Raw genomic sequence first — 24,171 nt, forward strand, 5'->3', positions numbered from 1 at the left:
ATCGGCCAGCACGGCGGCGGGGGCAAGGGCCATGGCGAAATCCTTTCAGGCAGGCGCGCGGGCGCCCTCTCGCGAGAGGTCGGCGGGCGCTTCGAATTGGGCTAAGACCGCTGAATGAGCCAGTGGGACTTCGCCGTCAACTTCTTCGTCGCGCTGTTCGCCCTGATCGACCCGATCGGCAACGTCCCGCTGTTCGCCGCCGCCACCAACGGTGTGAAGAGCAAGGATAGCCGGCTGATCGCGGTCTATATCGCGCTGTTCGTCCTCGGCTTCCTGACCTTCTTCTACTTCTCGGGCCTGTCGCTGCTGGCCTTCTTCGGGATTTCGCTGCCCGCTTTCCGTATCGCCGGCGGGGTGATCCTGTTCCTGCTGGGCCTGGAAATGGCCCGCGACGACTTCACCGCCACCTTCGCCAACGCCGCCGACGAGACCGGGCCGCCGCTCGAAGGCCGCGCCAATGCACGCCGCCGGTTCGAGCGGATGATCGTGCCGTTCGCCATGCCTTTGTTGATCGGGCCCGGCGCGATCTCCACCGTGGTCATCTACGCCAGCGAGGCCAAACGGTTCGGCGTGGCCGGCGCCGCCGTCGGCGTGGCGGTCATCGCCGCCCTGGCCCTGGCCACCATGCTCTGCTTCTGGGCGACCCCGATCATCACCCGTCTGCTCGGCCGCATCGGCCTGACCATCGTGGTGCGGGTCCTGGGCCTGATCCTTTGCGCCCTGGCGGTGCAGTTCATCCTGGCCGGGATCGCGGAGTCGACGGCCGGCGTCATCCTGCGCGAAGCCGCCGCGCCCTACGCGAAATAGGTCACCGTCAGACCTTTCCCCGGAACCGCGGCCCCTGCGAGGCCATCAGCGCCAAGGCCCACTCGTCGGGGATCAACTTGACCGCCGCGGCGATGGCCTTGTTCGGCGCTCCGGGCACGCAGATCGGACGATTGGCCTCGGCCGCCTCATAGCCGGCGGCGGCGACCTCGTCGGCCCCCAGCCACATCCATTCCGGAGCGCTGCGGCTGATCTGCTCGCGGGTGTCGTTGACGTCGTGGAATTCCGAATAGGTGAAGCCCGGCGCCAGGGCGCTGACATGGACCCCGGTTCCCTGGTTCTCCAGGTGCAGGCTCTGGGAGAACTTCACCATATAGCTCTTGGTCGCCCCGTAGAGGGTCGCGCCGGGGGACCCCGGAATCAGGCCCGCCAATGACGCGACATTGACGATCCGGCCGAACTTGCGCGCCGCCATCCCGGGAAGCACCCGATGAGCCAGCTCGCTTGGCGCGGTCAGCATCACCTGCAGAAACGCCGCATGGGTTGTCCAAGGAGACTCCAGGAAGCCGCCGGGCACGCCGTAGCCGGCATTGTTGACGAGCGCGTCGACCACGCGCCCGTGCGCGGTGAGGTGATCGAGGATGGCGCCGGGGCTTTCCGGCTCAGCCAGGTCCGCGGCGATGGTCAGGGTCTCGACCCCGTGGCGCAGGCGAATTTCCTCGGCCAGCTTCTCCAAGCGATCGGTCCGCCGGGCGGTCAGGGCGATATCGTAGCCATGGCTGGCGTAGATGCGGGCGAAGGCTGCGCCGATCCCGGCCGAGGCCCCCGTCACCAACGCCAACTTTCGGTCCATTCCAGCCCCTTGGTTCGCAACCTGCGCCGAAGGTGGACAAAGCCTGCTGAAGGTCAAGCCGCCCGGCCCGCAGATGTCATTCTGTGCTCAGCGTCAGCGTGACGTGGCGACGTCACGATTGTACGGTTGTCGGATTGGGTGTATCGCGCCCGCCGCTGCGGCACTTGGGCCGCCTAGGGGAGCGTCTGTCCGCATGTTCCCGGAGACTTTGAATGGCTGAAACAGCCGGCGTCGCCCAGGAGGCGACGGAGGAGTCTCACTCCGCCCACAAACAAGAGAGCTTCCGCGCGCTCGCACTGGGGGCGATTGGTGTCGTCTTCGGCGATATCGGCACCAGCCCGCTCTATGCGATGAAGGAAGCCCTGCACCATTCGCGCTCCGGCGGAACCAGCGAATTGGCTGTGCTCGGGGTCGTCTCGCTGGTGATCTGGGCGCTGATCCTGATCGTCACTATCAAGTACGTCGTCTTCCTGATGCGGGCCGACAACAAGGGCGAGGGCGGCACTCTGGCCTTGATGGCCCTGGCCCAGCGTCACCTGCCCAAGCGCTCGACGACGGTCTTTTTCCTCGGCGTGATCGGCGCGGCGCTGTTTTACGGCGACGGCATCATCACCCCGGCGATTTCCGTGCTCTCGGCGGTCGAGGGGCTCAAGGAAGCGCCGGGCGTCGGGGAAGGCATCCAGCCCTACCTCGTCCCGATCGCGGCCGGCGTGCTGGTGGCGCTGTTCATGGTCCAGGCGCGCGGCACCCACCGGATGGCCGCGCTGTTCGGCCCGATCATGGCCGCCTGGTTCCTGACCCTCGGCGGCCTTGGCGCCCTTCACATCGCCGATGACTGGTCGATCCTGCGGGCGTTGAACCCCTGGTTCGGCGTGCGCTTCCTGCTGAACGACGGCCTGGTCGGCTTCGTGATCCTCGGCAGCGTCTTCCTCGCGGTCACCGGGGCCGAAGCGCTCTACGCTGACATGGGTCACTTCGGTAAGAAGCCGATCCAGGCCTCCTGGCTGTTCTTCGCCCTGCCCTGCCTCGCCATCAGCTATCTGGGCCAGGGCTCCAATGTGCTCGCCCACCCCGAGGCGCGCTTCAACCCGTTCTGGGCGATGGTTCCGGAGCTGGCCTATTGGCCGGTGCTGGTGCTGGCCACGGTCGCCACCGTCATCGCCAGCCAGGCGGTCATCACCGGCGCCTTCTCGATGACCCAGCAGGCCGTGCAGCTCGGTCTGCTGCCGCGCATCGACATCCGCCGGACCTCCGAGACCCAGGCCGGCCAGATCTTCGTGCCGCAGGTGAACACCTATCTGATGGTCGGGGTGCTGGTGCTGCTGTTCACCTTCCAGAACTCCTCGGCCCTGGCCGCGGCCTATGGCATCGCCGTCACCGGCGCGATGTTCGTCGACACCCTGCTGTTCTTCGTCATCATCAAGTACATGTGGAAGCGCCCGACCTGGCAGGCCGCGCTGGCCGCCACCGCCTTCGGATCGCTCGACCTGGTGTTCATCGGCTCGAACCTGCTGAAGATCCCGGACGGCGCCTGGCTGCCGCTGGTGATGGGCGCGATGCTGGTGCTGATCATGTGGACCTGGACGCGCGGCGCCCAGATCCTGTCGGACAAGACCCGGCGCGACTCCGTGCCCCTGGTCGAACTGTCGGAAATCCTCAAGGCCCGCGCCCCGCACCGGGCGCCTGGCACCGCGATCTTCCTGACCTCCGACCCGACCATGGCCCCGGTCGCGTTGATGCATAATCTCAAGCACAACAAGGTGCTGCACGAGAAGAACATCATCCTGACGGTGCTGACCGCCGAGACCCCGCGGGTGCGCGAGAACGACCGCATCCGCATCGAGCCGGTCAATGACGACTTCAAAATCGTCTACATCTCGTACGGCTTCATGGAGAGCCCGAACATTCCCAAGGGCCTGGGCCTTTGCCGCAAGCTCGGGCTGAAGTTCGACATCATGGCCACCAGCTTCTTCTTAGGAAGGCGCTCCATCGTGCCGTCGGCGCAATCGGGCATGCCGCTCTGGCAGGACAAGATTTTCATCTTCCTGATGAAGAACGCCGCCAACCCCACCGACTTCTACAAGATCCCCCCAGGCCGAGTCGTGGAGCTGGGCACGCAGGTAACCGTCTAGATGACCATTCTCAGCATAGCCGCCGACGTCCTCTGGATCCTGTCGCTCTCGATCATGGCCTCGGCCACGCGGACCGCCTGGATGCGCATGGAGCCCGACACCCGGGTTCCAATGATGGGCGGGCGGCTGTCGCGCAATGTCGCCCTGCCGCTGCCGATCGTCGTCGCCTTCCTGATCGGGATGGCCCTGCTTTGGGGACATCGCCACCAGACCCAGTTGGCCTACGACGTGATCTTCTTTGGCCTGCGCGCTACGCTGGCCGCTGTGATCGCCATGCTGCACCTGCAGTGGCTAAAGGGCGCGATGGCGACACTTCAGGCCGAAGGCGCCCTGAAGTCTTGAATCCGTCGCGTCGGCGCCCTTAAAGGCGCTCGACAATCTCCTCCCACCGCTTTCGAAAGACGCCGCCGATGGCCACGCCCCCGATCAAGAAAGTCGTCCTGGCCTATTCGGGCGGTCTGGACACCTCGATCATCCTGAAGTGGCTCCAGACGGAGTATGGGGCAGAGGTGGTGACCTTCACCGCCGACCTGGGTCAGGGCGAAGAGATCGAGCCGGCGCGGGCCAAGGCGCTGGCGGCCGGCGTGAAGCCGGAGAACATCTTCATCGAGGACGTGCGCGAGGAGTTCGTGCGCGACTTCGTGTTCCCGATGTTCCGCGCCAACACGGTCTATGAGGGCCAGTACCTGCTCGGCACCTCGATCGCCCGGCCGCTGATCGCCAAGAAGCAGATCGAGATCGCCCGGGCCACCGGCGCCGACGCGGTCAGCCACGGGGCGACCGGCAAGGGCAACGACCAGGTCCGCTTCGAGCTCGGCTACTACGCCCTGGAGCCCGACATCCACGTGATCGCCCCCTGGCGCGAGTGGGACTTCAAGTCCCGCGAACACCTGCTCGACTTCGCCGAGAAACACCAGATCCCGATCGCCAAGGACAAGCGCGGCGAGGCCCCGTTCAGCGTCGACGCCAACCTGCTGCACTCCTCGTCCGAAGGTAAGGTGCTGGAGGACCCGGCGGTCGAGGCCCCGGAGTTCGTCCACATGCGCACGATCGCGCCCGAGGACGCCCCCGATCAGCCGACCATCTTCACCCTGGACTTCGAGAAGGGCGACCCGGTCGCCATCGACGGCGTGAAGATGAGCCCCGCCACCCTGCTGACCAAGCTGAACCAGCTGGGCCACGACAACGGCGTCGGCCGCCTGGACCTGGTCGAGAACCGCTTCGTCGGCATGAAGTCGCGCGGCGTCTACGAGACCCCCGGCGGGACCATCCTGCTGGCCGCTCACCGCGGTATCGAGTCCATCACGCTGGACCGCGGCTCGATGCACCTGAAGGACGAGCTGATGCCGAAGTACGCATCGCTGGTCTATAACGGCTTCTGGTTCGCGCCTGAGCGCGAGATGCTGCAGGCCGCCATCGACCACAGCCAGGCCATGGTCACCGGCCAGGTCCGGGTGAAGCTCTACAAGGGCAACGTCTCGATCATCGGCCGCACCAGCCCCTACTCGCTGTACGACCAGGATCTAGTCACCTTCGAGGAAGGCAAGGTCGCCTACGACCACCGCGACGCCGCCGGCTTCATCAAGCTCAACGCCCTGCGGCTGCGCGTCGCCGCCAAGCGCGATCAGCGAATGAAGTAGGACGGCTTAGCCGTCCACCTTGTTGTACGGATACTGGTCGCGGATTTCGTAGGCGAAGAACCTGCCTTTGGAGTCCGCGTCCAGGAAACTCCGGTGCACCTCACCGGGGACGCCCACATAGACGTAGAGGTCGCCGTCGTTGAACGTGACGAACAATTTGGCGCGTTCAGCGTCGTAGTTGATCTCGCGGATCGCTTCGGATTCGACCTGCATGGCGGGTCTCCAGTGTTCCGTGGACCGCAGTAGAACGCCTCGCACCGCTGTAGGAGTTCCCCAAAACCTCCAACACATGCCAAGCTCGCCGCCAACGGCGGCATTACCGCCGGGCGTTTGAGGGGGAAATTCATGCAACCACACAGCTATGTGGCGTTGGTCACCATCGCCGCGCTTCTCGTCTATATCTGGATGGGCGTCCGGGTCGGTCAGGCCCGCGCCAAGAGCGGCGTCGCCGCGCCCGCCATGACCGGGGATCCGATCCTCGAGCGGCACATCCGCGTCCACTACAACACCTTGGAATGGCTGCCGATCTTCCTGGCCGGCCTGTGGCTGTTCGCCATCTACTGGAACGACCTGTTCGCCGCCGGCCTGGGCCTCGTCTGGATCGTCGGACGGATCATCTACGCGCTAGGCTATGTAGCCGACCCGAAGAAGCGCGAAGCCGGCTTCATGATCCAACTCGCCGCCACCGCCATCCTGCTGTTCGGCGCGCTGGGCCGGATCGTGTGGACCTTGGCCGTCGTCGGCGCCTAGCCGAACAAAACCACCGCTTGCCAGATGGCCAGGCCGGTCACCACCAGGCCGACGATCCAGGTCAAGGCCCGGATCGGCAGCACCTTGGTCATCCATCCAGCCAGGGGCGCAGCGACCACGCCGCCCGCGATCAGACCCAGCACCGACCACAGGTGCTGGGCGAGGTCGTCGGTTTCCCAATGGCCCGACACCAGGGCCGCCAGGAACGCCGCCGAGACGGCGGCCGCCACGAAGGCCTCGGCCGCGTTGGTGGTGCCGATCGCCTTGCGCGGGTCAGCGCCAGATCCCAGCAGGGTCGAGGTCACCACCGGCCCCCAGCCGCCGCCGCCAACCGCGTCGAAGAAGCCGCCGACCAAGCCGAGCGGGAACGGCCCCTTCCAGGAGAACGGCTTGGGCCGCGCGCCCTTCCAGGCGCGGTAGAGGATCACCAGGCCCATCAGGCCCAGCCAAGCCACCACGAAGGGCTTGATCTGCTCGCCATCCACCGAGGTCAGCAGGTAGGTGCCAACCACGCCGCCGAGCATGCCACCGGCGGCGAGCAGCACCAACAGCCGCCAATCGACGTTGCGATGGGCGATATGCGAGACCGCCGAGGCCGCGCCGGTGAACACCTTGGCCGCGTGTACGCTGGCCGACGCCGTCGCCGGCGGCACGCCGTTGGCCAGCAGCACCGTGGTCGAGACCACGCCATAGGCCATGCCCAGCGCCCCATCGACGAGTTGGGCCGCAAAGCCCACGGCGGCGAATAGCCAAAATTCCGGACCCATCGTCCCTCCAGATCGGCTTGGCAGTTCACAGAGCTTTCCGAGCGAGGCAATGGGGATTACCTCAGGGCGGCGTCAGCATTTCTACGCTTCCCTCCCTGCCGAGCCCCCGAACCCGATGGACCTGCCGATCGATCCCGCCCGCTACGCCGCCTTCATTGGGGTCATGGCGGTGATGGCCGTGACACCCGGCCCAGCGAACCTGTTCTCGATCGCCACGGGCGCGCAGCGCGGAAAGGGCGCGGCGCTGATCGGCGTGCTCGGCATGAACTGCGCCACCCTGGTGTGGTTCGGCGCGGCGGCCCTAGGCCTCGGCGCCCTGATCTTGGCCTTTCCGCAATTCTTCCACCTGCTGGCCTATGGCGGCGCGGCCTATATCGCCTGGCTGGGGATCAAGTCGTTGCGGGGCGCCTTCCAGAAGGACGCCGAGCCGGGCCATGGCGCTTTCAAGCTCGGCAAGTCGGCGTTTCTCGACGGCTTCACCGTGCAGATCGCCAATCCGAAGGCGATCCTGTTTTTCACCGCTGTCCTGCCGCCATTCCTCGATCCCAACCGGCCGCTGCCGGCCCAATTGGCGGCCTTCGCCTGCGCCACCCTGACGCTAGATATCCTGGCCATGAGCGCCTACGGGATCGGCGGCGCGGCGATCGCCTCGCGGATGAGCGAACCCCAATTCCGCAAGGGCTTCTCCATCTGCGTCGGCCTGCTGTTGCTCAGCGCCGCAATGTTGATGGCGACAAAGGCTTGAGGACCCTGGCGAAGGCGAACAAGCGCAACCATAATTAGGCCTACGTGTTACGTCACAAGTGTCGCCTTTCCTCGAGGGACGAGGACTTTCGGGTCAAAACCGCCATGTCACGAAAATTCGCCGCCATCGCCGCCAGCCTCGCCCTCGCCGGCCTGCTCAGCGCCTGCGCGACCGCCACGCCCTATCAACCGAACATTCCGGGCCAAGCCACTTCGGGCGGCTACTCCGAACAGCGGATCGAACCCAACCGCTTCCGGGTGACCTTCGCCGGCAACAGCCTGACCTCGCGCGAGACGGTCGAGGGTTTCCTGCTGTTCCGCGCCGCCGAGCTGACAGTGCAGGAAGGCTATGACTGGTTCGAGATCGCCGACCGCAATGTCGAGCGCGACCGCCGCACCTATATCGAACGCGACCCGCTCTACAGCCCCTGGTACGGACCCAGCTACGGATTCTGGGCGCCCTCCTGGCGCTACTACGGCGGCGGCTTTGGCTGGCGCAGCTGGGATCCCTATTGGGGCAGCCCGTTCTGGGGCGACCGGATGGATGTCCGCACCGTCGACAAGTACGAGGCCAGCGCCGAGATCGTGATGTCGCGCGGCGCCAAGCCAACCGACAATCCCCGCGCCTTCGACGCCCGCGCTGTGATCGAGAACCTCGGCCCGCGGATCGTTCGGCCTACGCCCTAACCTTCTCTTCTCCTCTCCCTTGGGAGAGGAGACTTGACCGGGCGCGCGCCTAGGCGACGTCGACCTTGCGAACCGGCTCGATGATCTCGTCCGTCCAGTCGCTCAGCGTGTGCAGCGGCGCGGGGCGGCCAATCGCATAGCCTTGAACCTCGGTGCAGGCCTCGCTGCGCAGGAACTCTAGCTGCTCGGCGGTCTCGACACCCTCGGCGGTCACCGGGATCTCAAGGCTGCGACCCAGGCTCAGCACCGCCCGCACGATGGCGGTCGCGCGATCATGCCGATGGATGTTCTCCACGAAGCTCTTGTCGATCTTGATCTTGTCGAACGGGAACGACTGCAGGGTCGATAGCGACGAGAAGCCGGTGCCGAAGTCGTCCATGGCGATACGCACGCCGAGGGCCTTCAGGCGGCGCAGGTTGTCGAGCGCCCGCTGATAGTCCTTGAACAGCGCGCTTTCGGTGACCTCCAGCTCCAGCCGGCGCGGGGCCAGGCCGGTCTCCAGCAAGATCTCGTGCACCGTGGCGGCCAGGGTCGTCTGGTGCAGTTGCACCGGCGACAGGTTCACAGCGATGCGCAGCGGCTTGTCCCAGTTGGCGGCGTCGGCGCAGGCCCGGCGCAGCACCCATTCGCCGAGCGGCAGGATCAACCCGCTCTCCTCGGCGATCGGAATAAAGTCGAGCGGCGCCACCATGCCTCGGGTCGGGTGGTTCCAACGCACCAGCGCCTCGAACCCGCAAACCTCGCCATCCTCGGCGCGGGCCAGCGGCTGATAGTGCAGAACCAGTTCCTCGGCCGCGATGGCCGTGCGCAGCTCACGCGCCAGTGTGCGGCGCTCGCGGATGTTCTCGTCCATCTCGCGCTTGAAGAAGCAGTAGGCGCCGCGGCCGCCCTCCTTGGCCCGGTACAGCGCCATGTCGGCGGCAGCCAACAGGCCCTCGCCGGTCGTGCCGTCGTCGGGATAAAGGCTGATGCCCAGGCTGGCGCCGACCGGCAGATCCTGATCGGCGTAGCTCACAGGCTGGGCGAGGATTTCCAGCAAGGTGGCCGACAGTTCGGCCGAGGCCGTGGGCTGCGGGCCGCCGCCGATCTGCACCACGACGAACTCGTCGCCGCCCAAACGCGCCGCGAACGAGGGTGCGACCACCGCCCGCTGCAGCCGCCGGGCGATCTCGGTCAGGATCGCGTCACCGGCCAGGTGGCCATGCAGGTCGTTGGCTTCCTTGAAGTGGTCCAGGTCGATGCAGATCACCGCCAATTGCTCGTCGGCGGTGCTGACCTGCCCGATCGCCTGGTTCAGCCGCGTCTGCATGACATTGCGATTGGCCAGGCCGGTCAGGCCGTCGTGCTCGGCGAGATAGCGGATCTTCTCCTCGGCCGAGCGCCGCTCACGCAGATCGCGGATCGCCAGCACCATCAGGTCGCCCTGGTCGCCGCCGGCCTCGATCACCCGCCCAAAGGCCTCGATCGGAATTTCTGAGCTGCCGTCACGCGGCCGCAGACGTCCCTCGCGGCGCCCGTCCAGCACCCCGCCCTCGACCGCGTCGAAGGTCAGGATATCGGAGGCCAGGCGCAGCCCTACCAGGTCGGCTACGCTGGCGCCGGCCAGGGCGCAGAAGGCGGCGTTGGCGTCCTGGATGCGGTCGGCGCGGGTGACGACGATGCCCTCATAGGCCGCGTCGGCCAGCCGCCGCGTGCGCGCCAGCGACTGGGCGTTGACCCCGCCCTCGATCAGCACAGCGCCGAGGCCGCCCAGAATAATCAGGCTGACGATCAAGGCGACGGACACCGTCATCATCACCGAGGACAGCAGTTGGGCCGGCACGTCCACCGAGGGATCAGGCGTGATGGTGATCGCGCCCATGCCGATGAAATGCACCGAGCAGATGGCGAGCGTCAGCACCAGGCCGCCGAGCAGTTGCCGAGGCAGGGTGCGAGCCTGGTCCGCGACGAACAGCGCGCCGACGCCCCCAGCGAAGCCCAGGGACATCGAGACCGCGACAAGTCCAAGGTCCCAGCTCATCACGCCTTCGGTCACATAGGCCGACATGCCGATGTAGTGCATGGCGCTGACGCCGATCCCGGTCAGCACGCCGCCGGCGATCTTGCCCGCCGCCCCGCGCACGCTGGCCGCCGCGCCGAAGGCGCCTGCCATGAAGACCGCGGCGATCAACAGCGAAGCCAAGGTCCCGGTCGGAAGGAATCCGACCCTCAACCCCGTCGTGTAGGCCAGCATGGCGATGAAGTGGGTCGCCCAGATCGAGCAGCCAGCGACCAGGCCGGTCAACAGCACCCAGGCCATTCGCATTCCGCGTGAAGACGCATCTCGCATCCTGGAGTAGAGCTTGAAGGCTGTGAAGCAGCCTCCAAAGCAGACCATCGCTGCGACAAGTACAAGCCTGTGGTCGTGTTCTGCGACCAAGCACGTCAATACTTTAAACACTATAACCAGCCCGGAAGAGATACGACTTCGCCGGGCTTCTAAGAAGTCAGGGTAAATAAAATTACCTATTCCGCGCAAAGTGCGACAGGACGCCTCAGGCCCCGGCCCGCCAGCCCAGCCCGACGCCCGTGACCGCCGGCATGGCGCGCAGGCGATCTGCCAAACCCTGCGCCGCCGCTTCGGCCAGTCCGCCGGCCTCAATGCGGATCGAGATCCGTCCCAGGTCCCGCGAGGCCTCCATCGTCAGGATATCCACGTCCTGCACGGCGAACGGACCGAGCACCCGCAACACGACATCGGCGCCCGCCTGCGCCTCGATCAGAAACGTGCGCCGGGCTGGAGCCGGCGGCGAACAGACACCGTCAGCCATGTTTAGCCTCCTTCGCGCAATAGGCCCGCGCCAGCAGCAACCGCCCGGCCTCGTCGAAGGCCCGCAGGCGTAGCACCTCGTCCGCGGCCTGGGTGGCCCAGATCAGCTCGCAGGTGGGCGCAGGACACGGCCAAGCCAGGTCCAGGGCCTGCTCCAGCGCGAACAGGGCCTCCAGCCCGCCGTCGGCCGCCAGAGTGGCCTCCAGGCGCGCGGTTTGGTCGAGCAGCGCCTCGGCGGCGAGCGCGTCGGCGAAGCGTCGCGCGGCGTCGCGCGCTCGGGCGGGATCGGAATGGAGTTCGGCTGAGAGCATGGTGGTCAGGTCCTTCTTGGAATTGAGGACCGACGGCGCGCACAAAAAAACCCCGCTACCTGTTCGGGAGCGGGGTTCCTGATCTTGCGATCCGTCGGCGGTGTCTTAAGTCGCGCGAGTTCGCCCCGTCCCTATGGTGGGGGTAATAATCATCATCGTGGTTTTCGACGCACAGGCGGCCGGACGCGCAGCGCAGCGCGCGATCGTCGGTCCGGAAAGGGCGAAAGCCAGGGTCATCACCCGGACTTATAGCGCGCCGGGTCAGGCGGATGCAACGCCAACGCAACGCGCGCGCCTAAAAGTAGCAGGCCGAAAATCCGCAGCTATTTTGCGAGTTATGACCTTAAGGCCCCGCTTGTAAGCGAGTCCCGGGGGCATGGCGTCGCCGCCCACTGGGGCGAAGCCGGTTCCTACTCTATCGTCACCAGCCGCGCTTCGCGCTCAGGAGAGAGCCCGCCATGATGTTTTCCAAACCCGCCGCCCTGCTGCTCGGTTCGGTCGCCGCCCTGAGCCTGGCCGCCTGCAGTCAGCCTGAACAGACCAGCCCCACGGCGCTCATCTCGACGGCGCCCTTCGTCTGGCCCGCCACGCTTCGCGTAGTGGGCGACGGCTATCCGGCCGCGGGCGCTCCGTGCCGCCGCATCGGCGAAACGGCCGCCACGGTCGACTATCTGGACGACAGCGCTGACCTCGTGGGCTGCCCGGCTTCCGATCAGGCCGCGATCGCCGCCCTCGGCGGGAAATCGCTCGGCCAAGTGGACGGCGTCGCCCTGATCTCCGTCCCCCGCCGCGCGCCCCAGGTGGCGGAGGCCGAAGACGCCCGCTTGCCGGGCACGGCGTTCAACGCCGTAGCGTCGATCGGGTGTCGGGGTCCCGGCCTGCCGTCCTCTGGCCAGTGCAAGGCCGGCGTCGTGCGCCGCGCCGACCGCAGCGCCGACGTCACCCTGTTGTTGGATGAAGGCAAGGGCCGCACCCTCAGCTTCGACGCTCAGGGCCAGACGCGGGATCCTGGCGCGCGCTCGACCATGACCGGCGAGGACACCGTGACGGTGACGATCGGCCAGCAACGCTACGACGTGCCGACCGCATTCCTCTGGGGCGGATGAACTCGCGGCTTGGCGCTCAGGCAGCTCATAACCTTCTCGCAGGTTACCAAAGAGTGGTCTGTTGCTGATATGTGCTCGGCAACCGGAAACACCGGGTGACAAGGCGATCAGCCGTAAGGTTTGGAACGACGCCGCATCCGACCGCCGCCATAACGAGACCGCCCCATGCCGCGCCCCAAACGCCAAAGCGATGAAATCGTGCTCGACACAGCCCTCCAGGTCATCCTGGATAAGGGCCCGGCCTCGTTCACCCTGACGGATGTCGCGGTCGCTGTCGGCCTGTCGCGAGCCGCCCTCATCCAGCGCTTTACGGACAAGGCGACCCTGCACCGCAAGGTCATGGAGCGAATGACCCAGGCGGTACGCAACTATTTTGCAGAACTGTCGCCTGAGCCCGGCCTCGACCCTTTGTGGTCGATGTTGAAGGATCTGATCGCCGGGATGGGCGGCGGTGGGGGAACGGAACGCTATCTGATTCTTCTATTGGCCGATCTCTCCGAGCCGACACTTCACGACCTGGCCGCGGAACGCAATCGACTGGTCGTGCAGGCTATCGAGCGGCGGTTGCCGGCCAGTCCGCACGATCCCGCCAGAGCCGCCAGTCTGGTGCAGACGGTCATCCAGGGCTCCTGCATGCAATGGCTCGTCGAGCCGCAGGGCGATCTGTCCGCCTATATGACGACCCGCACCCGGGATCTTCTCACGCTCCTCTATCCCGGCCACGCTTTCGACTAAGCGCTCGCCGCCGCTTAGGAATTCTCTCCGGATTGATTTATAACCGGCGCGTTGGTTATAAATAGCCCGCCGCCGATCGGTGCGACGGCGCTTGCTGCCCTGGAACGCGAAAATGTCTGACCATCCCGAGCCGTCCCGGCCGGCTTCGCCGATCTCGCCTGCCCGCCTCGCCCTCGATCTCACGGCGACCGACTTCGACGCCCTGAACTCAGGCGACCACGGCGGCCTATCCTATCGGGCGCTCTTCTCGCCTCACGCTGATCTGCCTCGCTCCCTACGAATCTGGGCGGACGCCTCAGGCCTGCGGTTGCGGGGGCTGAAGCGCCTCACGCAAGATCGCGGCAGCCAATCGCAGAAGGTACTTTTCGGGCTGCCCGACGGCTATGCGGTCGAGAGCGTCCTGATCCGGCGTCGCGATGGACATACGGCCTGCGTCTCCTCGCAGGTCGGGTGCGCCTTTGCCTGTCAGTTCTGCGCCTCCGGTCAGGCCGGTCTGATGCGAAACCTCCTGGCCGCCGAGATCGTCGAACAGGTCGTGCAACTCGGCCCGAAGGTCAGACGCATCGTCTTCATGGGCATCGGCGAACCGCTCAACAACTATGAGCAGGTCATGAAGGCGATCCGCATCCTGCGGGACCGGCGCGGCTGCGATTTTCCCACCACGGGCATCACGATCTCGACGATCGGCATTCCCAGCGCGCTGGCCCGGCTGCGCGAAGAACACCTGGGCGTAAACCTGACCATATCCCTGCATGCCACGACGCAGGACATCCGGGACCGCCTGATCCCCGGCGCGCGCAAGCATGACATCGGCGACGTCGTCGCCCGAGCCCTGTCTTGGGCGAAGCGGCACAACCGCATCGTAACCTTCGTCTATCTGGTCCTACCCGGGATCAACGATACGCAGGCCGACGCAAGACGGCTCGCCCGGATGATGGTCGGCCAAAGGGCGAGGGTGAATCTGATGCGCTGGAACCCCGTTGAGGGCATCTCCCTCGACCGCACGCCCGACCATAGCCTGGCGAGATTCCGAAGGGAGCTTGCGCGCGCCGACGTCCCCGTGGTCGTTCGCGACACACAAGGGCGCGACATATCCGCTGCGTGCGGCCAGCTCTGGCTACGCGACCTGAAGGGACTTCGGGTCGAAAAGAGATCAACACGACGCAAGGCAGCCTAGCGCGCGGCCTCGGAAGCTGCGCCGGGGTCACGGAGCGCCACGCCGGAGAGTCCAGGCGCCGGGGAAGAGTTTCAGCTTCAGGATTTCCGCGACCGCAAGTCCGGGCGGTCAACGCGAATGTTGTCGAGAGGCACCCACCCTGTTTCGCCGTCAGGGATGCGGGCGGCCCATAGCCAACCGTTCAGCTGACGCTCGCCTCGCAGTTCTTCGCCTTCTACGACATTGAGCTCGCGGTTGGTGAAATCCTCCAGCATCGTGCCGAAGCCATCTGGATGGCGATCAAGGATTTGCTCTGGCACGAAACCCGGCTCCTGCCCCGGAGCCGAACAGAGATACCAGTCAAGCCAGCCTTCGGGACCGGCATATAGCTCGCCAACCCAAACCCGGTCCCCCTTCTTTACAGCCATCGGCACGGGGAATTCGCTGATATGCGGCCGAATGACGATGTACCTATGATCGGGCGTCACTGTTTCTTCTCGCTAAGTTCCAACCGGGACTGAGAAGATATCGAGAAATCCCCGTGCCGCGCGCCAGGCCCCGGACGGACGGCGCGAGGACCAAGGCGCGGCTCCGCATTGAGGTCGCTACGGATGCGGGACAAGGCCTGCTGACCATGACGTTGAGATTAGCGCCGTGGACGAGATGCGCAGCTACTGGGAGCAATAGAGCCGACGGGTTGCCGAAGGCCCCAGAGGGGTCCAGAATCGCATCACAGAGGCAACGAAAGGCGCTTCTCTACCAAAGCTCCGAGGTAGCTCGCCGGAACGCGCTGAACTGCGCTTCCGCGTGCTTCCTTCTTGCTTCCCCGAAACCCTCACTTGGGGCCGGAAGCAAAAAGCGGTCCCGAAGGACCGCTTTAATCGCTTCAATTTCCTGACGGAAATTGGAGCGGGCGAAGAGATTCGAACTCTCGACCCCAACCTTGGCAAGGTTGTGCTCTACCACTGAGCTACGCCCGCGCTCCTCAACGACCGGATGTTTTGGCCGCCGAAAATCGAGAGCGGGCTTATGGCAGAGGGTCCGCGACTTGGCAACACCCTCATCCACCAAATCGTGGAGTCTTTAATCGGCGCTTGTTCACGTGGTCCTTCGGGGCCTCTCCGGTCTCCTCCGGGAACTCCCCTCGGAAGTAGTAGCGCTGCCACGCTTCGCGGGTCGCCTCGGGGTCCAAACGGAAGATTCGCTTGTTGAATTCACTGCGATGTTTCTCCCAGGTGTCATACTGGTCGCGCAGTTCGGGATTGCGATCCATGCCCCGAATGACCGGCTGGAAGTCGGCCAGCTGACGGTCCTGGGTCAGCGTAATAAAACAAAATGGCTCGTTCTTTTCGAAGCGCACCTTGCCCGGCCGGGTGAACATCCAGTTCATCGTGAAGGGGAAGGGCAGCCAATCGGTCTCGACCAAGCCCGCCAACGGCTGAACGCCGTCCTTGATGTGGTTGGGCGGACCTTGGGCGATCATGGACCATCCGGGCGGGGTCTTGAACAGATAGCCGGGGTGGAAGGTCAGCACCCCGTGGCTGAAGTGCGACTTCACGAAATTATGGAAGTCCGGGTTGGGGCGGTCCGGCGTCAGGGTGATGTCGCTCTGCATCAGCCCGCCATTCCACTCGGCGGTGAACGCCATGGGGCAGAGGATTTCCCACCCCGTGGTGTTGGCCATGCTCAGCGGCAGACAGCGATAGGGGTGACGTTCGGCGAAACGGTCCATCCAGGCGCGCTGCGGGCGCCCCGGCACGATCTCCGGCGGCCGCTCGGCGGTGGGATAGCACTCGAGCTCCATGGGCTCCTCCAGCTTGTTTGTTACGTCTGCTCTAAACGCCGTCCAACCGCTCCGCTAGCGGGGAGACGAGGACCGGCCAGTTGGGCTAATCAACGGCCATGAAGACCCGCCCCGACCTGATCGCCTTCTTCGACGCTCACGCAATCGACCACGCGACCACCGACCACCCGGCGGTGTTCCGGGTCGGCGAGGGCGAGGACATCAAGCATGGCATTCCCGGCGCCCACACCAAGAACCTGTTCCTGAAGGACGCCAAGGGCCGGCTGTGGCTGATCTCGGCCAAGGACGACACCCAGATCGACCTGAAGCGCCTGCACACGGTCATCGGCTCGGCCAGGCTGTCGTTTGGGTCGGCGGAGTTGATGGAGCAGGCGCTCGGCGTCACGCCAGGCTCGGTCACCGCCTTCGCCATGATCAACGGCGTGGGCCGCGACGTGACGTTCGTGCTGGACCACCGACTGGCCGCCGCCGACCGGGTGAACTTCCACCCCCTGGTCAACACCGCCACCACCGGCGTCTCGCAGGCAGGCTTCGCAAAGTTCTTCCAGGCCCTTGGGATCACCCCGCTGGTGGTCGATTTTGCGGCCATGGCGGTCGTGGAAGCGGCCTGATCGTGACGGAGCGCCGTTGAAGCCGCGCCAGTAAGGGACCATTTTAGCGCCCGGGCGCGTTACGCCCGAATTGACCCCTTTGGGAACGAGACCATGAGCCTGATCGGCGAAACCCAGTCCACCGCCGCCGCCGGCCCCGCCGACCTGATCAAGGACGGCACCGACGCCAGCTTCCTGGCCGACGTCATCGAGACCTCGAAGGACACGCCGGTCATCGTCGACTTCTGGGCGCCCTGGTGTGGCCCGTGCCGTCAGCTCGGCCCGTCGATCGAAAAGGCTGTCCTGGCCGCCAAGGGCAAGGTCAAGCTGGTCAAGATCGACATCGACCAGAACCCGCAATTCGCCGGCCAGCTGCGCGTGCAGTCGATCCCGGCGGTGTTCGCCTTTGTCGGCGGCCGTCCGGTCGATGGCTTCATGGGCGCCCTGCCCGACAGCCAGGTGAAGCAGTTCGTCGACCGCATGGCCGGCCAGGCCCCGGCCAACGCCACCGACGAACTCCTGGCCCAGGCCAAGGAATCCCTCGATCTCGGCGACATCGGCGGCGCGGCCCAGGCCTATGCCGAGGTGCTGCAGGGCGAGCCCGACAATGTGAAGGCGCTCGGCGGCCTCGCGCGCTGCTACCTGAACGGCGGTGACGCCGAACGCGCCCGCGAGGTGGCCGACATGGCCCCGCCCGGCGCCAAGGACGCCGACCTCGACAGCGTTCGCGCCGCCCTGGCCCTGGCCGACGAGGCGCCGGAAGAAACCGGCGAATTCGAACAGCGCCTGGCCAAGGACGACAACGACCACGAGGCCCGCTTCGAGATCGCCAAGGCCCTGGCCGCACGCGGCGCCTGGGACGAGGCCGCCGACCACCTGCTGAAGATCATCGAGCGGGACCGCACCTGGAACGACGAGGCGGCCCGTAAGCAATTGATCACTATCTTCGAGGCCGCGGGCGCGGGCTCGGATGTCACCCGGGCAGGCCGACGACGCTTGTCCTCCATCCTGTTTTCGTAAGGAGCGCGCGATGCCGGCTGCGGTCTTTCGACGAGCCTCGGACTTGCCGCAGGTCATCCCCGTGTTTCCGCTGGACGGGGCCTTGCTGCTGCCGACTGGCGAGCTGCCGCTGCAGATATTCGAGCCCCGCTACCTGAACATGATCGACGATGTCATGGCCGGCGACCGGATGATCGGAATGGTGCAGACCCGTTCTGGCGGCGATCGTTCGCGGCCGAACCTGGCCGGCGTCGGCTGCTGCGGGCGGATCACCAGCTTTTCCGAAACCTCGGACGGCCGCTACCTGATCACCCTGACGGGCGTCTGCCGGTTCATCGTGGGCGAGGAACTGTCGGTGGCTTCGCCCTATCGCCAGGTCCGGGCCAATTTCCTGCCCTTCGCCGACGACCTGAGCGTCGAGGCCTCCGAGATACCGGCCTTCGACCGCCGCCGGTTCGCCGGCGCCCTGAAGCGCTATCTGAACCGCCGCGAACTGGACATCGACTGGGAGACCGCCGAGTCCGCGCCGCTGGAGAGCCTGATCACTAGCCTGTCGATGGGCCTGCCGTTCGAGCCGGCCGAGAAGCAGGCCTTGCTTGAGGCGCCGACCATGGCCGACCGCTGCGACGCCCTGACCGCCCTGCTCGAAATCGACAGCCTTGAAGGTGACGATGACGAACCCCACTCGATCCAGTAGACAGGCGCCATGAGCACCGAGCCCGCCGTCCCGCTTTCCCTCTCCGCCGAGGTCGATCCGCGCCTGCTGGAGGTCCTGGTCTGTCCCGTGACCCACGGGCCGCTGACCTATGACCGCGTGGCCGGTGAACTGGTCAGCAACGGCGCCAAGCTCGCCTATCCGATCCGCGACGGGGTGCCGATCATGCTGCCCGAAGAAGCCCGCGCGCTGGACTAGGCCCGCTACAGCGCCTCGCCGCGCAGCAGTCTTGGCAGGTCGCCAGTCGCCCCGCCGGCGTCTTCCATGAAGAACCGCCGGGCCGGACCGATGCGGTTCACCGCCGACATGCCGACACCGCGCGCCAGGCGCAGCACCGGGTTGTTGTTCGAGAACAGCCGCGTGAAGACGTCGGTGGCCGCCGCCAGCATGACGGTGTCGAAGCTCCGCCAGCGTGCGTAGCGCTCCAGCACCAATTCCGAGCCGATGTCCTCGCCAAGTCGCGCGGCTTCGACCAGCACCTGGGCCAGGGCCGCAGCGCCCTTCAGGCCGAGGTTCAAGCCCTGTCCCGCGATCGGGTGGATGCCGTGAGCGGCGTCGCCGAGCAGCACTGCGCGCGGCGCCACCAAGCGGTCGGCCAGTTGCAGTGACAACGGATAGGTGAAGACCGGCCCGTCCAGGCTGGCGGTCCCCAGGAACTCGCCGAACCGGCGTTGCAGGTGGGCATGGAAGACTTCCGGACGCGCGCTCTTCAGCGCCGCCGCCTTGGCCCGACTCTCGGTCCAGACCAGGCTCGCCCGGTTCTCGGTGAGGGGTAGGATGGCGAACGGGCCGCCGGGCAGGAAATACTCGTGGGCGACGCCCTCGTGATCACGCTCCAGCCGAACTGTCGCGACCACGCCCGTCTGTGGGTAGTCCCAGCCGGTCGCGCCGATACCGGCCTCGCGCCGCACCACCGAGCCGCGGCCCTCCGCGCCCACCACCAGCGGGGCGCTCAGAACCTGGCCGTCGTCCAGGGTCACTCTCGCAGCCTGGGCGTCGAAGGTGACGCCCGCCACCCGCGCCGGCGCCAGCACCTTGATCCCAGCCCGTCCGACGGCCGCAGCCAGAGCCACGCGCGAGCGACGGTTCTCAAGCATGTAGCCCAGCGGTTCGCCCTCGGAGCGCTCGGCGATCTCGGCGGAATCGAAGCGCAGATAAAACGAGGACGGCTTGCCCGCCGCCGCGCCGGGCGACTTGCCGTCGGTCACCAGGATCTGTTCGATCCGCTGGGCGTGGGGTTCGATGTCGTCCGCTAGGCCCAAGGTCCGCCATTGTCGGAACGAGGCGAAGGCGATGGCTGAGGAGCGCCCATCAAAGGTCGGCGCGAGTTGGGCGTCGAACACGATCGGATCGATCAGCAACGGCTCTAGGCCGGCGCTCTTCAAGGCCAGAGCAAGGGTGGCGCCCGCCATGCCGGCGCCGGCGATGATCACATCCGCATCGAAGGTCTGAAGCATGGGGGGATATGCCGACGAAAGCGGGCGCGCGTCACCCCCGGTTTCGGAAATTCGCCGCAGATGATTTTTGGACGATTGCGTCCATTTATCCATTGCGCCTTAACCGATGCGCGCCTACTTGCGATCTAGTTTGGACTTGATCGTCCACTTTTCAGGTTTTCGAGCCCCGTCCATGGCGATATTGCCCAAGAAATTCATGCCCCTCGCAGTCGGGGGCGTCGTTGCAGCCGCTCTGGTGGTCGGCGGCGGCGCGTGGTGGATCAACAAGCAGCGCTTCGAAGCCACCGACAACGCCTTCATCCAGGCCGACAAGGTCTCGGTCGCGCCGCAGGTCGACGGCTATGTCGCCGAGGTGCTGGTCGCCGACAACGCCAGCGTCGCCGCTGGCCAGGTCCTGGTGCGGCTGGACACCTCGCAGCTGCGCGCCACGCTCGCCCAGGCCGAAGCCAACGCCGCGGCGCTGGACGCCGCCGTTCGTGGTGTCGACGACAAGGCCCGGCTGGAACAGGCCATGATCGCCCAGAAGGCGGCCGGGGTGGACGCCGCGCGCGCCGAATCCCAGCTCGCCCAAGCTGAACTCAATCGTTATGGCGCGCTGGCCAATCAGGGCTGGGTCTCGCCCCAACGCGCCCAGACCGCCCATGCGGCGGCGAGCCAAGCCACGGCCAGCGTCGCCCAGGCCCGCGCCACCCTGGAGGCCGAGCGCCGTACCGCCGACAGCCTCGGCTCGACCCGCGCCCAAACCCAGGCGCAGGCCCAGGCCGCTCATGCGGCCGTCGACAAGGCCCGCATCGACCTCGAACGCGCTGAGATCAAGTCGCCGGTCGCCGGCGTGGTCGGCGCCCGCGCCGTCCGTCCGGGCCAATATGTGCGCCCAGGCTCGGCCCTGATGAGCGTCGTGCCGCTCGGCGAGGCCTATGTGATCGCCAACTTCAAGGAAACCCAGGTGGCCCGCCTGCGCGTCGGCCAACCGGTGACCATCCATGCCGACGCCTTCGGCAAGCAGGAGATCAAGGGCCACGTCGACAGCTTCGCGCCCGCCACCGGCTCGGAGTTCGCGCTGATCCCGGTCGAGAACGCGGTCGGCAACTTCACCAAGATCGCCCAGCGCCTGCCCGTGAAGATCAAGGTCGACCCCGCCTCGCCCCTGGCCGGCGCCCTGCGACCCGGCCTCTCGGTCGAGGTGAAGGTCGACGTGCGCACCAACACCGGCCCGAGCTTCGCCGAAGTCCAACCGGCCAAGGAATACGCCCGCGAGGGCGTCTCGCGCTGAACCGAGCCTAAGGAGCCTTAGGCCATGACCGAAGCCGCGCTAGAGCGCCCCGTCCAGCCGGCGCCTCCGGGCGGTCACGTGACCGCGTCCGGCGAGGTCGATTGGGTCAAGATCTTCCTCGGCTTCGGCGGGATGGTGGTCGGCCAGTTCATGGCCATCCTCGACATCCAGATCGTCGCCTCCTCGCTTAGCCAGATCCAGGCCGGGGTCGGCGCCAGCGCCGATGAGATCAGCTGGGTTCAGACCATCTACCTGCTGGCCGAGGTGGTCATCATTCCGCTGACCGCCTACCTGACCAAAATGTGGGGGACGCGGCCGGTCTATGTGTTCGCCGCCGGGGCCTTCATTGTCACCTCCATCGCCACCGGCCTCTCGACCAGCATCGAGATGATGATCTTCACCCGGGCCCTGCAGGGCCTGGCAGCCGGCGCCATGATCCCGGCGGTGTTCGCCACCGCCATGACCGTGTTCCCGCCCGAAAAGCGGGTGACGGCGAACGTCGTCGTCGGCCTGATCGTCACCCTGGCCCCCACCATCGGCCCGACCCTGGGCGGACACCTGACGGAGTCCCTGAGCTGGCATTGGCTGTTCTTCATCAACGTGCCGCCCGGCCTGTTGGTGATGTTCCTAGTCGGCCGCTACGGCGACTTCGACAAGGGCGACCCGAGCCTGGCCAAAGGCATTGACTGGTTTGGTCTGGCGACCATGACCGTCTTCCTGCTCTCGATGCAGTACGTCATCGAGGAAGGCGCCAAGGAAGGCTGGTTCGACGACGACCTGATCCTCTGGCTGACCGTCACAGCTTCAATCACCGGCGTCGTCTTCATCTGGCGACAGCTCACCTATCGACAGCCGATCGTCTCGCTGAAACCGTTCACCGATCGAAACTTCACCATCGGCTTCGTCATGAACGCCGTGGCCGGGATGAGCCTGTTCGGCGGGACCTTCATCCTGCCGCTGTTCCTTGGCCAGATCCGCCAGTACTCGGCGGCTGAGGTCGGGACGACCATGCTGGTCTCCGGCCTGGTGATGTTCATGACGGCGCCGGTCGCCGGCCGTTTCATCCGCGCCGTGGATCCACGCATCCCGCTGGTGGTCGGCTTTGGCCTGGCCGCCTACGGGGTCGGGCTGGGCGTTAGGGTCACCGCCGATTGGGGCTTCTGGGAGTTCGCCACCCTGCAGGCGGTGCGCGGCGTCGGGGTGATGATCGCCATGATCGCGGCCCAGCAGCTCAGCGTCTCCACCCTGCCCCCTTCGATGATGAAGGATGCATCGGGCCTGGTGAATCTGGTCCGCAACGTCGGCGGCGCCGTCGGCTTGGCGGTCCTGACCACCGTGCTGACCAACCAGACCGCCGTTCACCTTTCCGAGCTGTCGGCCGCCGTCAACGTCTCCAGCCTCGAGGCCCAAGAGATGCTGAGCGGCCTGGCCTCCATGATGGAGACCAAAGGCCTGATGGACCCTGAGGGCGCGGCCCATAAGTTCCTCGGCATGGCCTTGCATCGCCAAGCCTCGATCCTGGCGTTCGGCGACGGCTTCTTCTTCCTGGCCGCCGGCTGCGCCGTGGCCTCGGTGCTCGGCTTGCTGGCCACGCCGGTCAAGACCCCGCCAGCGCCTGGCGGCGGTGGAGGTCACTGATGCCCAGGGTCGCCGGACAGATCGACGTCGCCAAGACCGAGGCCATTCTCGACGCCGCTCGCGAGGTATTCGGCGAGCGTGGCCTGGCCGCCTCCATGGAGGGGATCGCTCGCCGCGCCGCGGTCTCGAAACAGACCATCTACAACCACTTCGGCTCCAAGGCCGAGCTGATCCACGCCATCGTCGAGCGCCGGGTGGAGGAGATCACCGCTCCTCTGTTGGTGCCGGAGGCGATGGAACATCCCGAGGAAGCCTTGACGGCCTTCGCCCGCACCATGCTCGCCATGGTGATGCAGCCCCGAGGAACCTCGATGCTGCGGATGGCCGTCGAAAGCGCCGTGGATCAAGCCGATGTGGCCCGCGCCTTCTATGAAGCCGGACCGGCGACGTCTCGCCGCCGCCTGGCCGACTTCCTGCGGATGGAAACCGCCGCCGGTCGGCTGGCCGTCGATGATCCGGCCCTGGGCGCCGAGTTCTTCGCTGGCATGGTGATCGGCTCGCACCAACTCGCCCACCTGCTGGGTCAGGGCCGGTGTCTCAATGACGCTGAGATCGACCGGATCGCCGGCGAAGCAGCCCACCGATTCATGCGGGCCTACGGATCCTAGGCCGCCGTCAGCGGCTCCCACGCCGCCATGGCTCCCCTGGCGACCTTCTCCAGGATGTCCCGGGTCGCCCCGTCGCGTGCCTGGATCGACATCCCCTGCTGGACGGTCAGGTAGAAGGCGGCGACCGCGCCGGCGTCCAGGCCGGCGGGCAACTCGCCCTCGGCCATCGCGCGCCGCAACCTCGCCTCCAGGCCGCGCTGGCCTTGTCCACGCTCCTTGCGCATGGCCTCGCAGACACTTGGGCTGGCCCCAGTCAGATTGACCGCTGAGAGGGTGACCAGGCATCCGCGCGGCTTGCCCGGGCGGGTGAACGCCGCGGCCGTGGCCAACAGAAATCCTTCGATGGCCTCGCGCGCGGTCGGGGCGGCTTCCACGCCGTCCCAAAGCTGCGGGCCTTCGGTCCGGCCATAGAGCTCGACCGCCTCGCGAAACAAGCCCTCCTTGGAGCCAAAGGCAGCATAGAGGCTGGGGGAACCGATCCCCATGGCGGCGGTCAGGTCGCTGAGCGAGGCGGCCTCAAAGCCCTTGGTCCAGAAGACTTCCATGGCGCTGTCCAGCGCCGCGTCCCGATCAAAACTGCGAGGTCGTCCGCGCTCGACCATGGTCGCCATCCTTTTTGTATCGACTGATAT

Annotated in this window: 27 protein-coding genes and 1 tRNA gene; 17 read left to right on the forward strand and 11 right to left on the reverse strand. The window is 66.5% G+C overall.

Going from position 1 to position 24,171, the window contains the following annotated elements; translation table 11 throughout:
* The first annotated feature begins 114 nt into the window (after positions 1-114).
* Positions 115-807, forward strand: a complete 693-nt coding sequence (locus tag Q8M13_RS12040; RefSeq protein WP_305300189.1) for a MarC family protein — start codon at positions 115-117, stop codon at positions 805-807.
* A gap of 7 nt (positions 808-814) precedes the next feature.
* Here the strand turns inward: Q8M13_RS12040 and Q8M13_RS12045 are convergent, their stop codons facing one another.
* Positions 815-1,618, reverse strand: a complete 804-nt coding sequence (locus Q8M13_RS12045) for an SDR family oxidoreductase (protein ID WP_305300190.1) — start codon at positions 1,616-1,618, stop codon at positions 815-817.
* Between the two features lie 212 nt (positions 1,619-1,830).
* Here Q8M13_RS12045 and Q8M13_RS12050 point away from each other — a divergent pair, with 212 nt between their 5' ends.
* The 3 genes from Q8M13_RS12050 to Q8M13_RS12060 all read left to right on the forward strand — a co-directional run bounded on the left by Q8M13_RS12050 (position 1,831) and on the right by Q8M13_RS12060 (position 5,390).
* Positions 1,831-3,750: a potassium transporter Kup gene (locus tag Q8M13_RS12050; protein WP_305300191.1), complete on the forward strand. Its 1,920-nt coding sequence runs from the start codon at positions 1,831-1,833 to the stop codon at positions 3,748-3,750.
* A complete protein-coding gene (locus tag Q8M13_RS12055; RefSeq protein WP_305300192.1) occupies positions 3,751-4,092 on the forward strand; it encodes a hypothetical protein in 342 nt (113 codons plus the stop codon).
* A gap of 68 nt (positions 4,093-4,160) precedes the next feature.
* On the forward strand, positions 4,161-5,390 hold the full coding sequence (locus Q8M13_RS12060) for an argininosuccinate synthase (RefSeq protein WP_305300193.1): 1,230 nt from the start codon (positions 4,161-4,163) through the stop codon (positions 5,388-5,390).
* Positions 5,391-5,396: 6 nt separating this feature from the next.
* Here the strand turns inward: Q8M13_RS12060 and Q8M13_RS12065 are convergent, their stop codons facing one another.
* Complete coding sequence (locus Q8M13_RS12065; RefSeq protein ID WP_305300194.1) at positions 5,397-5,603, reverse strand: KTSC domain-containing protein; 207 nt, start codon at positions 5,601-5,603, stop codon at positions 5,397-5,399.
* Between the two features lie 132 nt (positions 5,604-5,735).
* On the opposite strand from Q8M13_RS12065, the gene Q8M13_RS12070 reads away from it, so the two are divergent.
* Positions 5,736-6,140, forward strand: a complete 405-nt coding sequence (locus tag Q8M13_RS12070; protein ID WP_305300195.1) for an MAPEG family protein — start codon at positions 5,736-5,738, stop codon at positions 6,138-6,140.
* Here the strand turns inward: Q8M13_RS12070 and Q8M13_RS12075 are convergent.
* Positions 6,137-6,907 carry a sulfite exporter TauE/SafE family protein gene (locus tag Q8M13_RS12075; protein ID WP_305300196.1) on the reverse strand — a complete coding sequence of 257 codons (771 nt, stop codon included), beginning with the start codon at positions 6,905-6,907 and terminating at the stop codon, positions 6,137-6,139. The genes Q8M13_RS12070 and Q8M13_RS12075 overlap by 4 nt on opposite strands.
* 115 nt (positions 6,908-7,022) lie before the next feature.
* Between Q8M13_RS12075 and Q8M13_RS12080 the strand changes: the two genes are divergently transcribed.
* Positions 7,023-7,652, forward strand: a complete 630-nt coding sequence (locus tag Q8M13_RS12080; RefSeq protein WP_305300197.1) for a LysE family translocator — start codon at positions 7,023-7,025, stop codon at positions 7,650-7,652.
* Positions 7,653-7,756: 104 nt separating this feature from the next.
* Positions 7,757-8,338 (forward strand): hypothetical protein, encoded by a 582-nt coding sequence (locus Q8M13_RS12085; protein ID WP_305300198.1) that lies wholly within the window; start codon positions 7,757-7,759, stop codon positions 8,336-8,338.
* A 49-nt stretch (positions 8,339-8,387) separates the two neighbouring features.
* Here the strand turns inward: Q8M13_RS12085 and Q8M13_RS12090 are convergent, their stop codons facing one another.
* The 3 genes from Q8M13_RS12090 to Q8M13_RS12100 all read right to left on the reverse strand — a co-directional run bounded on the left by Q8M13_RS12090 (position 8,388) and on the right by Q8M13_RS12100 (position 11,458).
* Positions 8,388-10,799 carry an EAL domain-containing protein gene (locus Q8M13_RS12090; protein WP_305300300.1) on the reverse strand — a complete coding sequence of 804 codons (2,412 nt, stop codon included), beginning with the start codon at positions 10,797-10,799 and terminating at the stop codon, positions 8,388-8,390.
* A 73-nt stretch (positions 10,800-10,872) separates the two neighbouring features.
* On the reverse strand, positions 10,873-11,148 hold the full coding sequence (locus Q8M13_RS12095; RefSeq protein WP_305300199.1) for a hypothetical protein: 276 nt from the start codon (positions 11,146-11,148) through the stop codon (positions 10,873-10,875).
* The gene (locus Q8M13_RS12100; RefSeq protein WP_305300200.1) at positions 11,141-11,458 is read right to left on the reverse strand and encodes a hypothetical protein; all 318 of its coding nucleotides are present in this window, start codon (positions 11,456-11,458) and stop codon (positions 11,141-11,143) included. Before Q8M13_RS12100 ends, Q8M13_RS12095 begins: the two co-directional genes overlap by 8 nt.
* Before the next feature lie 458 nt (positions 11,459-11,916).
* Here Q8M13_RS12100 and Q8M13_RS12105 point away from each other — a divergent pair, with 458 nt between their 5' ends.
* The 3 genes from Q8M13_RS12105 to rlmN all read left to right on the forward strand — a co-directional run bounded on the left by Q8M13_RS12105 (position 11,917) and on the right by rlmN (position 14,476).
* Positions 11,917-12,564 carry a hypothetical protein gene (locus tag Q8M13_RS12105; RefSeq protein WP_305300201.1) on the forward strand — a complete coding sequence of 216 codons (648 nt, stop codon included), beginning with the start codon at positions 11,917-11,919 and terminating at the stop codon, positions 12,562-12,564.
* Positions 12,565-12,729: 165 nt separating this feature from the next.
* Positions 12,730-13,299: a TetR/AcrR family transcriptional regulator gene (locus tag Q8M13_RS12110; RefSeq protein WP_305300202.1), complete on the forward strand. Its 570-nt coding sequence runs from the start codon at positions 12,730-12,732 to the stop codon at positions 13,297-13,299.
* 112 nt (positions 13,300-13,411) lie between these two features.
* The gene (rlmN, locus tag Q8M13_RS12115) at positions 13,412-14,476 is read left to right on the forward strand and encodes a 23S rRNA (adenine(2503)-C(2))-methyltransferase RlmN (protein ID WP_305300203.1); all 1,065 of its coding nucleotides are present in this window, start codon (positions 13,412-13,414) and stop codon (positions 14,474-14,476) included.
* Between the two features lie 77 nt (positions 14,477-14,553).
* Here rlmN and Q8M13_RS12120 read toward each other — a convergent pair whose 3' ends face one another.
* From Q8M13_RS12120 to Q8M13_RS12130, 3 genes are all read right to left on the reverse strand, one after another.
* Complete coding sequence (locus Q8M13_RS12120) at positions 14,554-14,943, reverse strand: hypothetical protein (RefSeq protein ID WP_305300204.1); 390 nt, start codon at positions 14,941-14,943, stop codon at positions 14,554-14,556.
* Between the two features lie 417 nt (positions 14,944-15,360).
* Positions 15,361-15,435 (reverse strand) — tRNA-Gly (locus tag Q8M13_RS12125).
* A gap of 80 nt (positions 15,436-15,515) precedes the next feature.
* A complete protein-coding gene (locus tag Q8M13_RS12130; protein WP_305300205.1) occupies positions 15,516-16,259 on the reverse strand; it encodes a DUF6065 family protein in 744 nt (247 codons plus the stop codon).
* Between the two features lie 98 nt (positions 16,260-16,357).
* On the opposite strand from Q8M13_RS12130, the gene Q8M13_RS12135 reads away from it, so the two are divergent.
* The 4 genes from Q8M13_RS12135 (at position 16,358) to Q8M13_RS12150 (ending at position 18,761) form a co-directional block, all read left to right on the forward strand.
* On the forward strand, positions 16,358-16,870 hold the full coding sequence (locus tag Q8M13_RS12135) for a prolyl-tRNA synthetase associated domain-containing protein (protein ID WP_305300206.1): 513 nt from the start codon (positions 16,358-16,360) through the stop codon (positions 16,868-16,870).
* Positions 16,871-16,963: 93 nt separating this feature from the next.
* Entirely contained in the window at positions 16,964-17,869 is a 906-nt protein-coding gene (locus tag Q8M13_RS12140) for a co-chaperone YbbN (protein WP_305300207.1), read from the forward strand.
* A 10-nt stretch (positions 17,870-17,879) separates the two neighbouring features.
* Complete coding sequence (locus tag Q8M13_RS12145; protein WP_305300208.1) at positions 17,880-18,545, forward strand: LON peptidase substrate-binding domain-containing protein; 666 nt, start codon at positions 17,880-17,882, stop codon at positions 18,543-18,545.
* A 9-nt stretch (positions 18,546-18,554) separates the two neighbouring features.
* On the forward strand, positions 18,555-18,761 hold the full coding sequence (locus Q8M13_RS12150; protein WP_305300209.1) for a Trm112 family protein: 207 nt from the start codon (positions 18,555-18,557) through the stop codon (positions 18,759-18,761).
* 5 nt (positions 18,762-18,766) lie between these two features.
* Here Q8M13_RS12150 and Q8M13_RS12155 read toward each other — a convergent pair whose 3' ends face one another.
* Positions 18,767-20,020: a UbiH/UbiF/VisC/COQ6 family ubiquinone biosynthesis hydroxylase gene (locus Q8M13_RS12155; protein WP_305300210.1), complete on the reverse strand. Its 1,254-nt coding sequence runs from the start codon at positions 20,018-20,020 to the stop codon at positions 18,767-18,769.
* A gap of 172 nt (positions 20,021-20,192) precedes the next feature.
* Between Q8M13_RS12155 and Q8M13_RS12160 the strand changes: the two genes are divergently transcribed.
* Genes Q8M13_RS12160 through Q8M13_RS12170 form a run of 3 tightly spaced genes read left to right on the forward strand, consistent with a single transcriptional unit; the run spans position 20,193 to position 23,539 of the window.
* Positions 20,193-21,293: an HlyD family secretion protein gene (locus Q8M13_RS12160; RefSeq protein WP_305300211.1), complete on the forward strand. Its 1,101-nt coding sequence runs from the start codon at positions 20,193-20,195 to the stop codon at positions 21,291-21,293.
* A 24-nt stretch (positions 21,294-21,317) separates the two neighbouring features.
* Positions 21,318-22,931, forward strand: a complete 1,614-nt coding sequence (locus tag Q8M13_RS12165) for a DHA2 family efflux MFS transporter permease subunit (RefSeq protein ID WP_305300212.1) — start codon at positions 21,318-21,320, stop codon at positions 22,929-22,931.
* Positions 22,931-23,539, forward strand: coding sequence for a TetR/AcrR family transcriptional regulator (locus tag Q8M13_RS12170; RefSeq protein WP_305300213.1), 609 nt, complete (start codon positions 22,931-22,933; stop codon positions 23,537-23,539). The genes Q8M13_RS12165 and Q8M13_RS12170 overlap by 1 nt, the downstream gene beginning before the upstream one ends.
* Here Q8M13_RS12170 and Q8M13_RS12175 read toward each other — a convergent pair.
* Positions 23,536-24,141 (reverse strand): TetR/AcrR family transcriptional regulator, encoded by a 606-nt coding sequence (locus Q8M13_RS12175; RefSeq protein ID WP_305300214.1) that lies wholly within the window; start codon positions 24,139-24,141, stop codon positions 23,536-23,538. The two genes, Q8M13_RS12170 and Q8M13_RS12175, sit on opposite strands and share 4 nt — an antisense overlap.
* Positions 24,142-24,171: the final 30 nt, after the last annotated feature.

This window comes from Phenylobacterium sp. (assembly GCF_030681155.1).
GTDB lineage: Bacteria > Pseudomonadota > Alphaproteobacteria > Caulobacterales > Caulobacteraceae > Phenylobacterium.

What these genes read in the sequence shown, in the direction of transcription:
- Q8M13_RS12040 (WP_305300189.1), top strand. Translation starts at nt 115, where the DNA reads ATGAGCCAGTGGGACTTCGCCGTCAACTTCTTCGTCGCGCTGTTCGCC.
- Q8M13_RS12045 (WP_305300190.1), bottom strand. Translation starts at nt 1,618, where the DNA reads ATGGACCGAAAGTTGGCGTTGGTGACGGGGGCCTCGGCCGGGATCGGC.
- Q8M13_RS12050 (WP_305300191.1), top strand. Translation starts at nt 1,831, where the DNA reads ATGGCTGAAACAGCCGGCGTCGCCCAGGAGGCGACGGAGGAGTCTCAC.
- Q8M13_RS12055 (WP_305300192.1), top strand. Translation starts at nt 3,751, where the DNA reads ATGACCATTCTCAGCATAGCCGCCGACGTCCTCTGGATCCTGTCGCTC.
- Q8M13_RS12060 (WP_305300193.1), top strand. Translation starts at nt 4,161, where the DNA reads ATGGCCACGCCCCCGATCAAGAAAGTCGTCCTGGCCTATTCGGGCGGT.
- Q8M13_RS12065 (WP_305300194.1), bottom strand. Translation starts at nt 5,603, where the DNA reads ATGCAGGTCGAATCCGAAGCGATCCGCGAGATCAACTACGACGCTGAA.
- Q8M13_RS12070 (WP_305300195.1), top strand. Translation starts at nt 5,736, where the DNA reads ATGCAACCACACAGCTATGTGGCGTTGGTCACCATCGCCGCGCTTCTC.
- Q8M13_RS12075 (WP_305300196.1), bottom strand. Translation starts at nt 6,907, where the DNA reads ATGGGTCCGGAATTTTGGCTATTCGCCGCCGTGGGCTTTGCGGCCCAA.
- Q8M13_RS12080 (WP_305300197.1), top strand. Translation starts at nt 7,023, where the DNA reads ATGGACCTGCCGATCGATCCCGCCCGCTACGCCGCCTTCATTGGGGTC.
- Q8M13_RS12085 (WP_305300198.1), top strand. Translation starts at nt 7,757, where the DNA reads ATGTCACGAAAATTCGCCGCCATCGCCGCCAGCCTCGCCCTCGCCGGC.
- Q8M13_RS12095 (WP_305300199.1), bottom strand. Translation starts at nt 11,148, where the DNA reads ATGGCTGACGGTGTCTGTTCGCCGCCGGCTCCAGCCCGGCGCACGTTT.
- Q8M13_RS12100 (WP_305300200.1), bottom strand. Translation starts at nt 11,458, where the DNA reads ATGCTCTCAGCCGAACTCCATTCCGATCCCGCCCGAGCGCGCGACGCC.
- Q8M13_RS12105 (WP_305300201.1), top strand. Translation starts at nt 11,917, where the DNA reads ATGATGTTTTCCAAACCCGCCGCCCTGCTGCTCGGTTCGGTCGCCGCC.
- Q8M13_RS12110 (WP_305300202.1), top strand. Translation starts at nt 12,730, where the DNA reads ATGCCGCGCCCCAAACGCCAAAGCGATGAAATCGTGCTCGACACAGCC.
- rlmN (WP_305300203.1), top strand. Translation starts at nt 13,412, where the DNA reads ATGTCTGACCATCCCGAGCCGTCCCGGCCGGCTTCGCCGATCTCGCCT.
- Q8M13_RS12130 (WP_305300205.1), bottom strand. Translation starts at nt 16,259, where the DNA reads ATGGAGCTCGAGTGCTATCCCACCGCCGAGCGGCCGCCGGAGATCGTG.
- Q8M13_RS12135 (WP_305300206.1), top strand. Translation starts at nt 16,358, where the DNA reads ATGAAGACCCGCCCCGACCTGATCGCCTTCTTCGACGCTCACGCAATC.
- Q8M13_RS12140 (WP_305300207.1), top strand. Translation starts at nt 16,964, where the DNA reads ATGAGCCTGATCGGCGAAACCCAGTCCACCGCCGCCGCCGGCCCCGCC.
- Q8M13_RS12145 (WP_305300208.1), top strand. Translation starts at nt 17,880, where the DNA reads ATGCCGGCTGCGGTCTTTCGACGAGCCTCGGACTTGCCGCAGGTCATC.
- Q8M13_RS12150 (WP_305300209.1), top strand. Translation starts at nt 18,555, where the DNA reads ATGAGCACCGAGCCCGCCGTCCCGCTTTCCCTCTCCGCCGAGGTCGAT.
- Q8M13_RS12155 (WP_305300210.1), bottom strand. Translation starts at nt 20,020, where the DNA reads ATGCTTCAGACCTTCGATGCGGATGTGATCATCGCCGGCGCCGGCATG.
- Q8M13_RS12160 (WP_305300211.1), top strand. Translation starts at nt 20,193, where the DNA reads ATGGCGATATTGCCCAAGAAATTCATGCCCCTCGCAGTCGGGGGCGTC.
- Q8M13_RS12165 (WP_305300212.1), top strand. Translation starts at nt 21,318, where the DNA reads ATGACCGAAGCCGCGCTAGAGCGCCCCGTCCAGCCGGCGCCTCCGGGC.
- Q8M13_RS12170 (WP_305300213.1), top strand. Translation starts at nt 22,931, where the DNA reads ATGCCCAGGGTCGCCGGACAGATCGACGTCGCCAAGACCGAGGCCATT.
- Q8M13_RS12175 (WP_305300214.1), bottom strand. Translation starts at nt 24,141, where the DNA reads ATGGTCGAGCGCGGACGACCTCGCAGTTTTGATCGGGACGCGGCGCTG.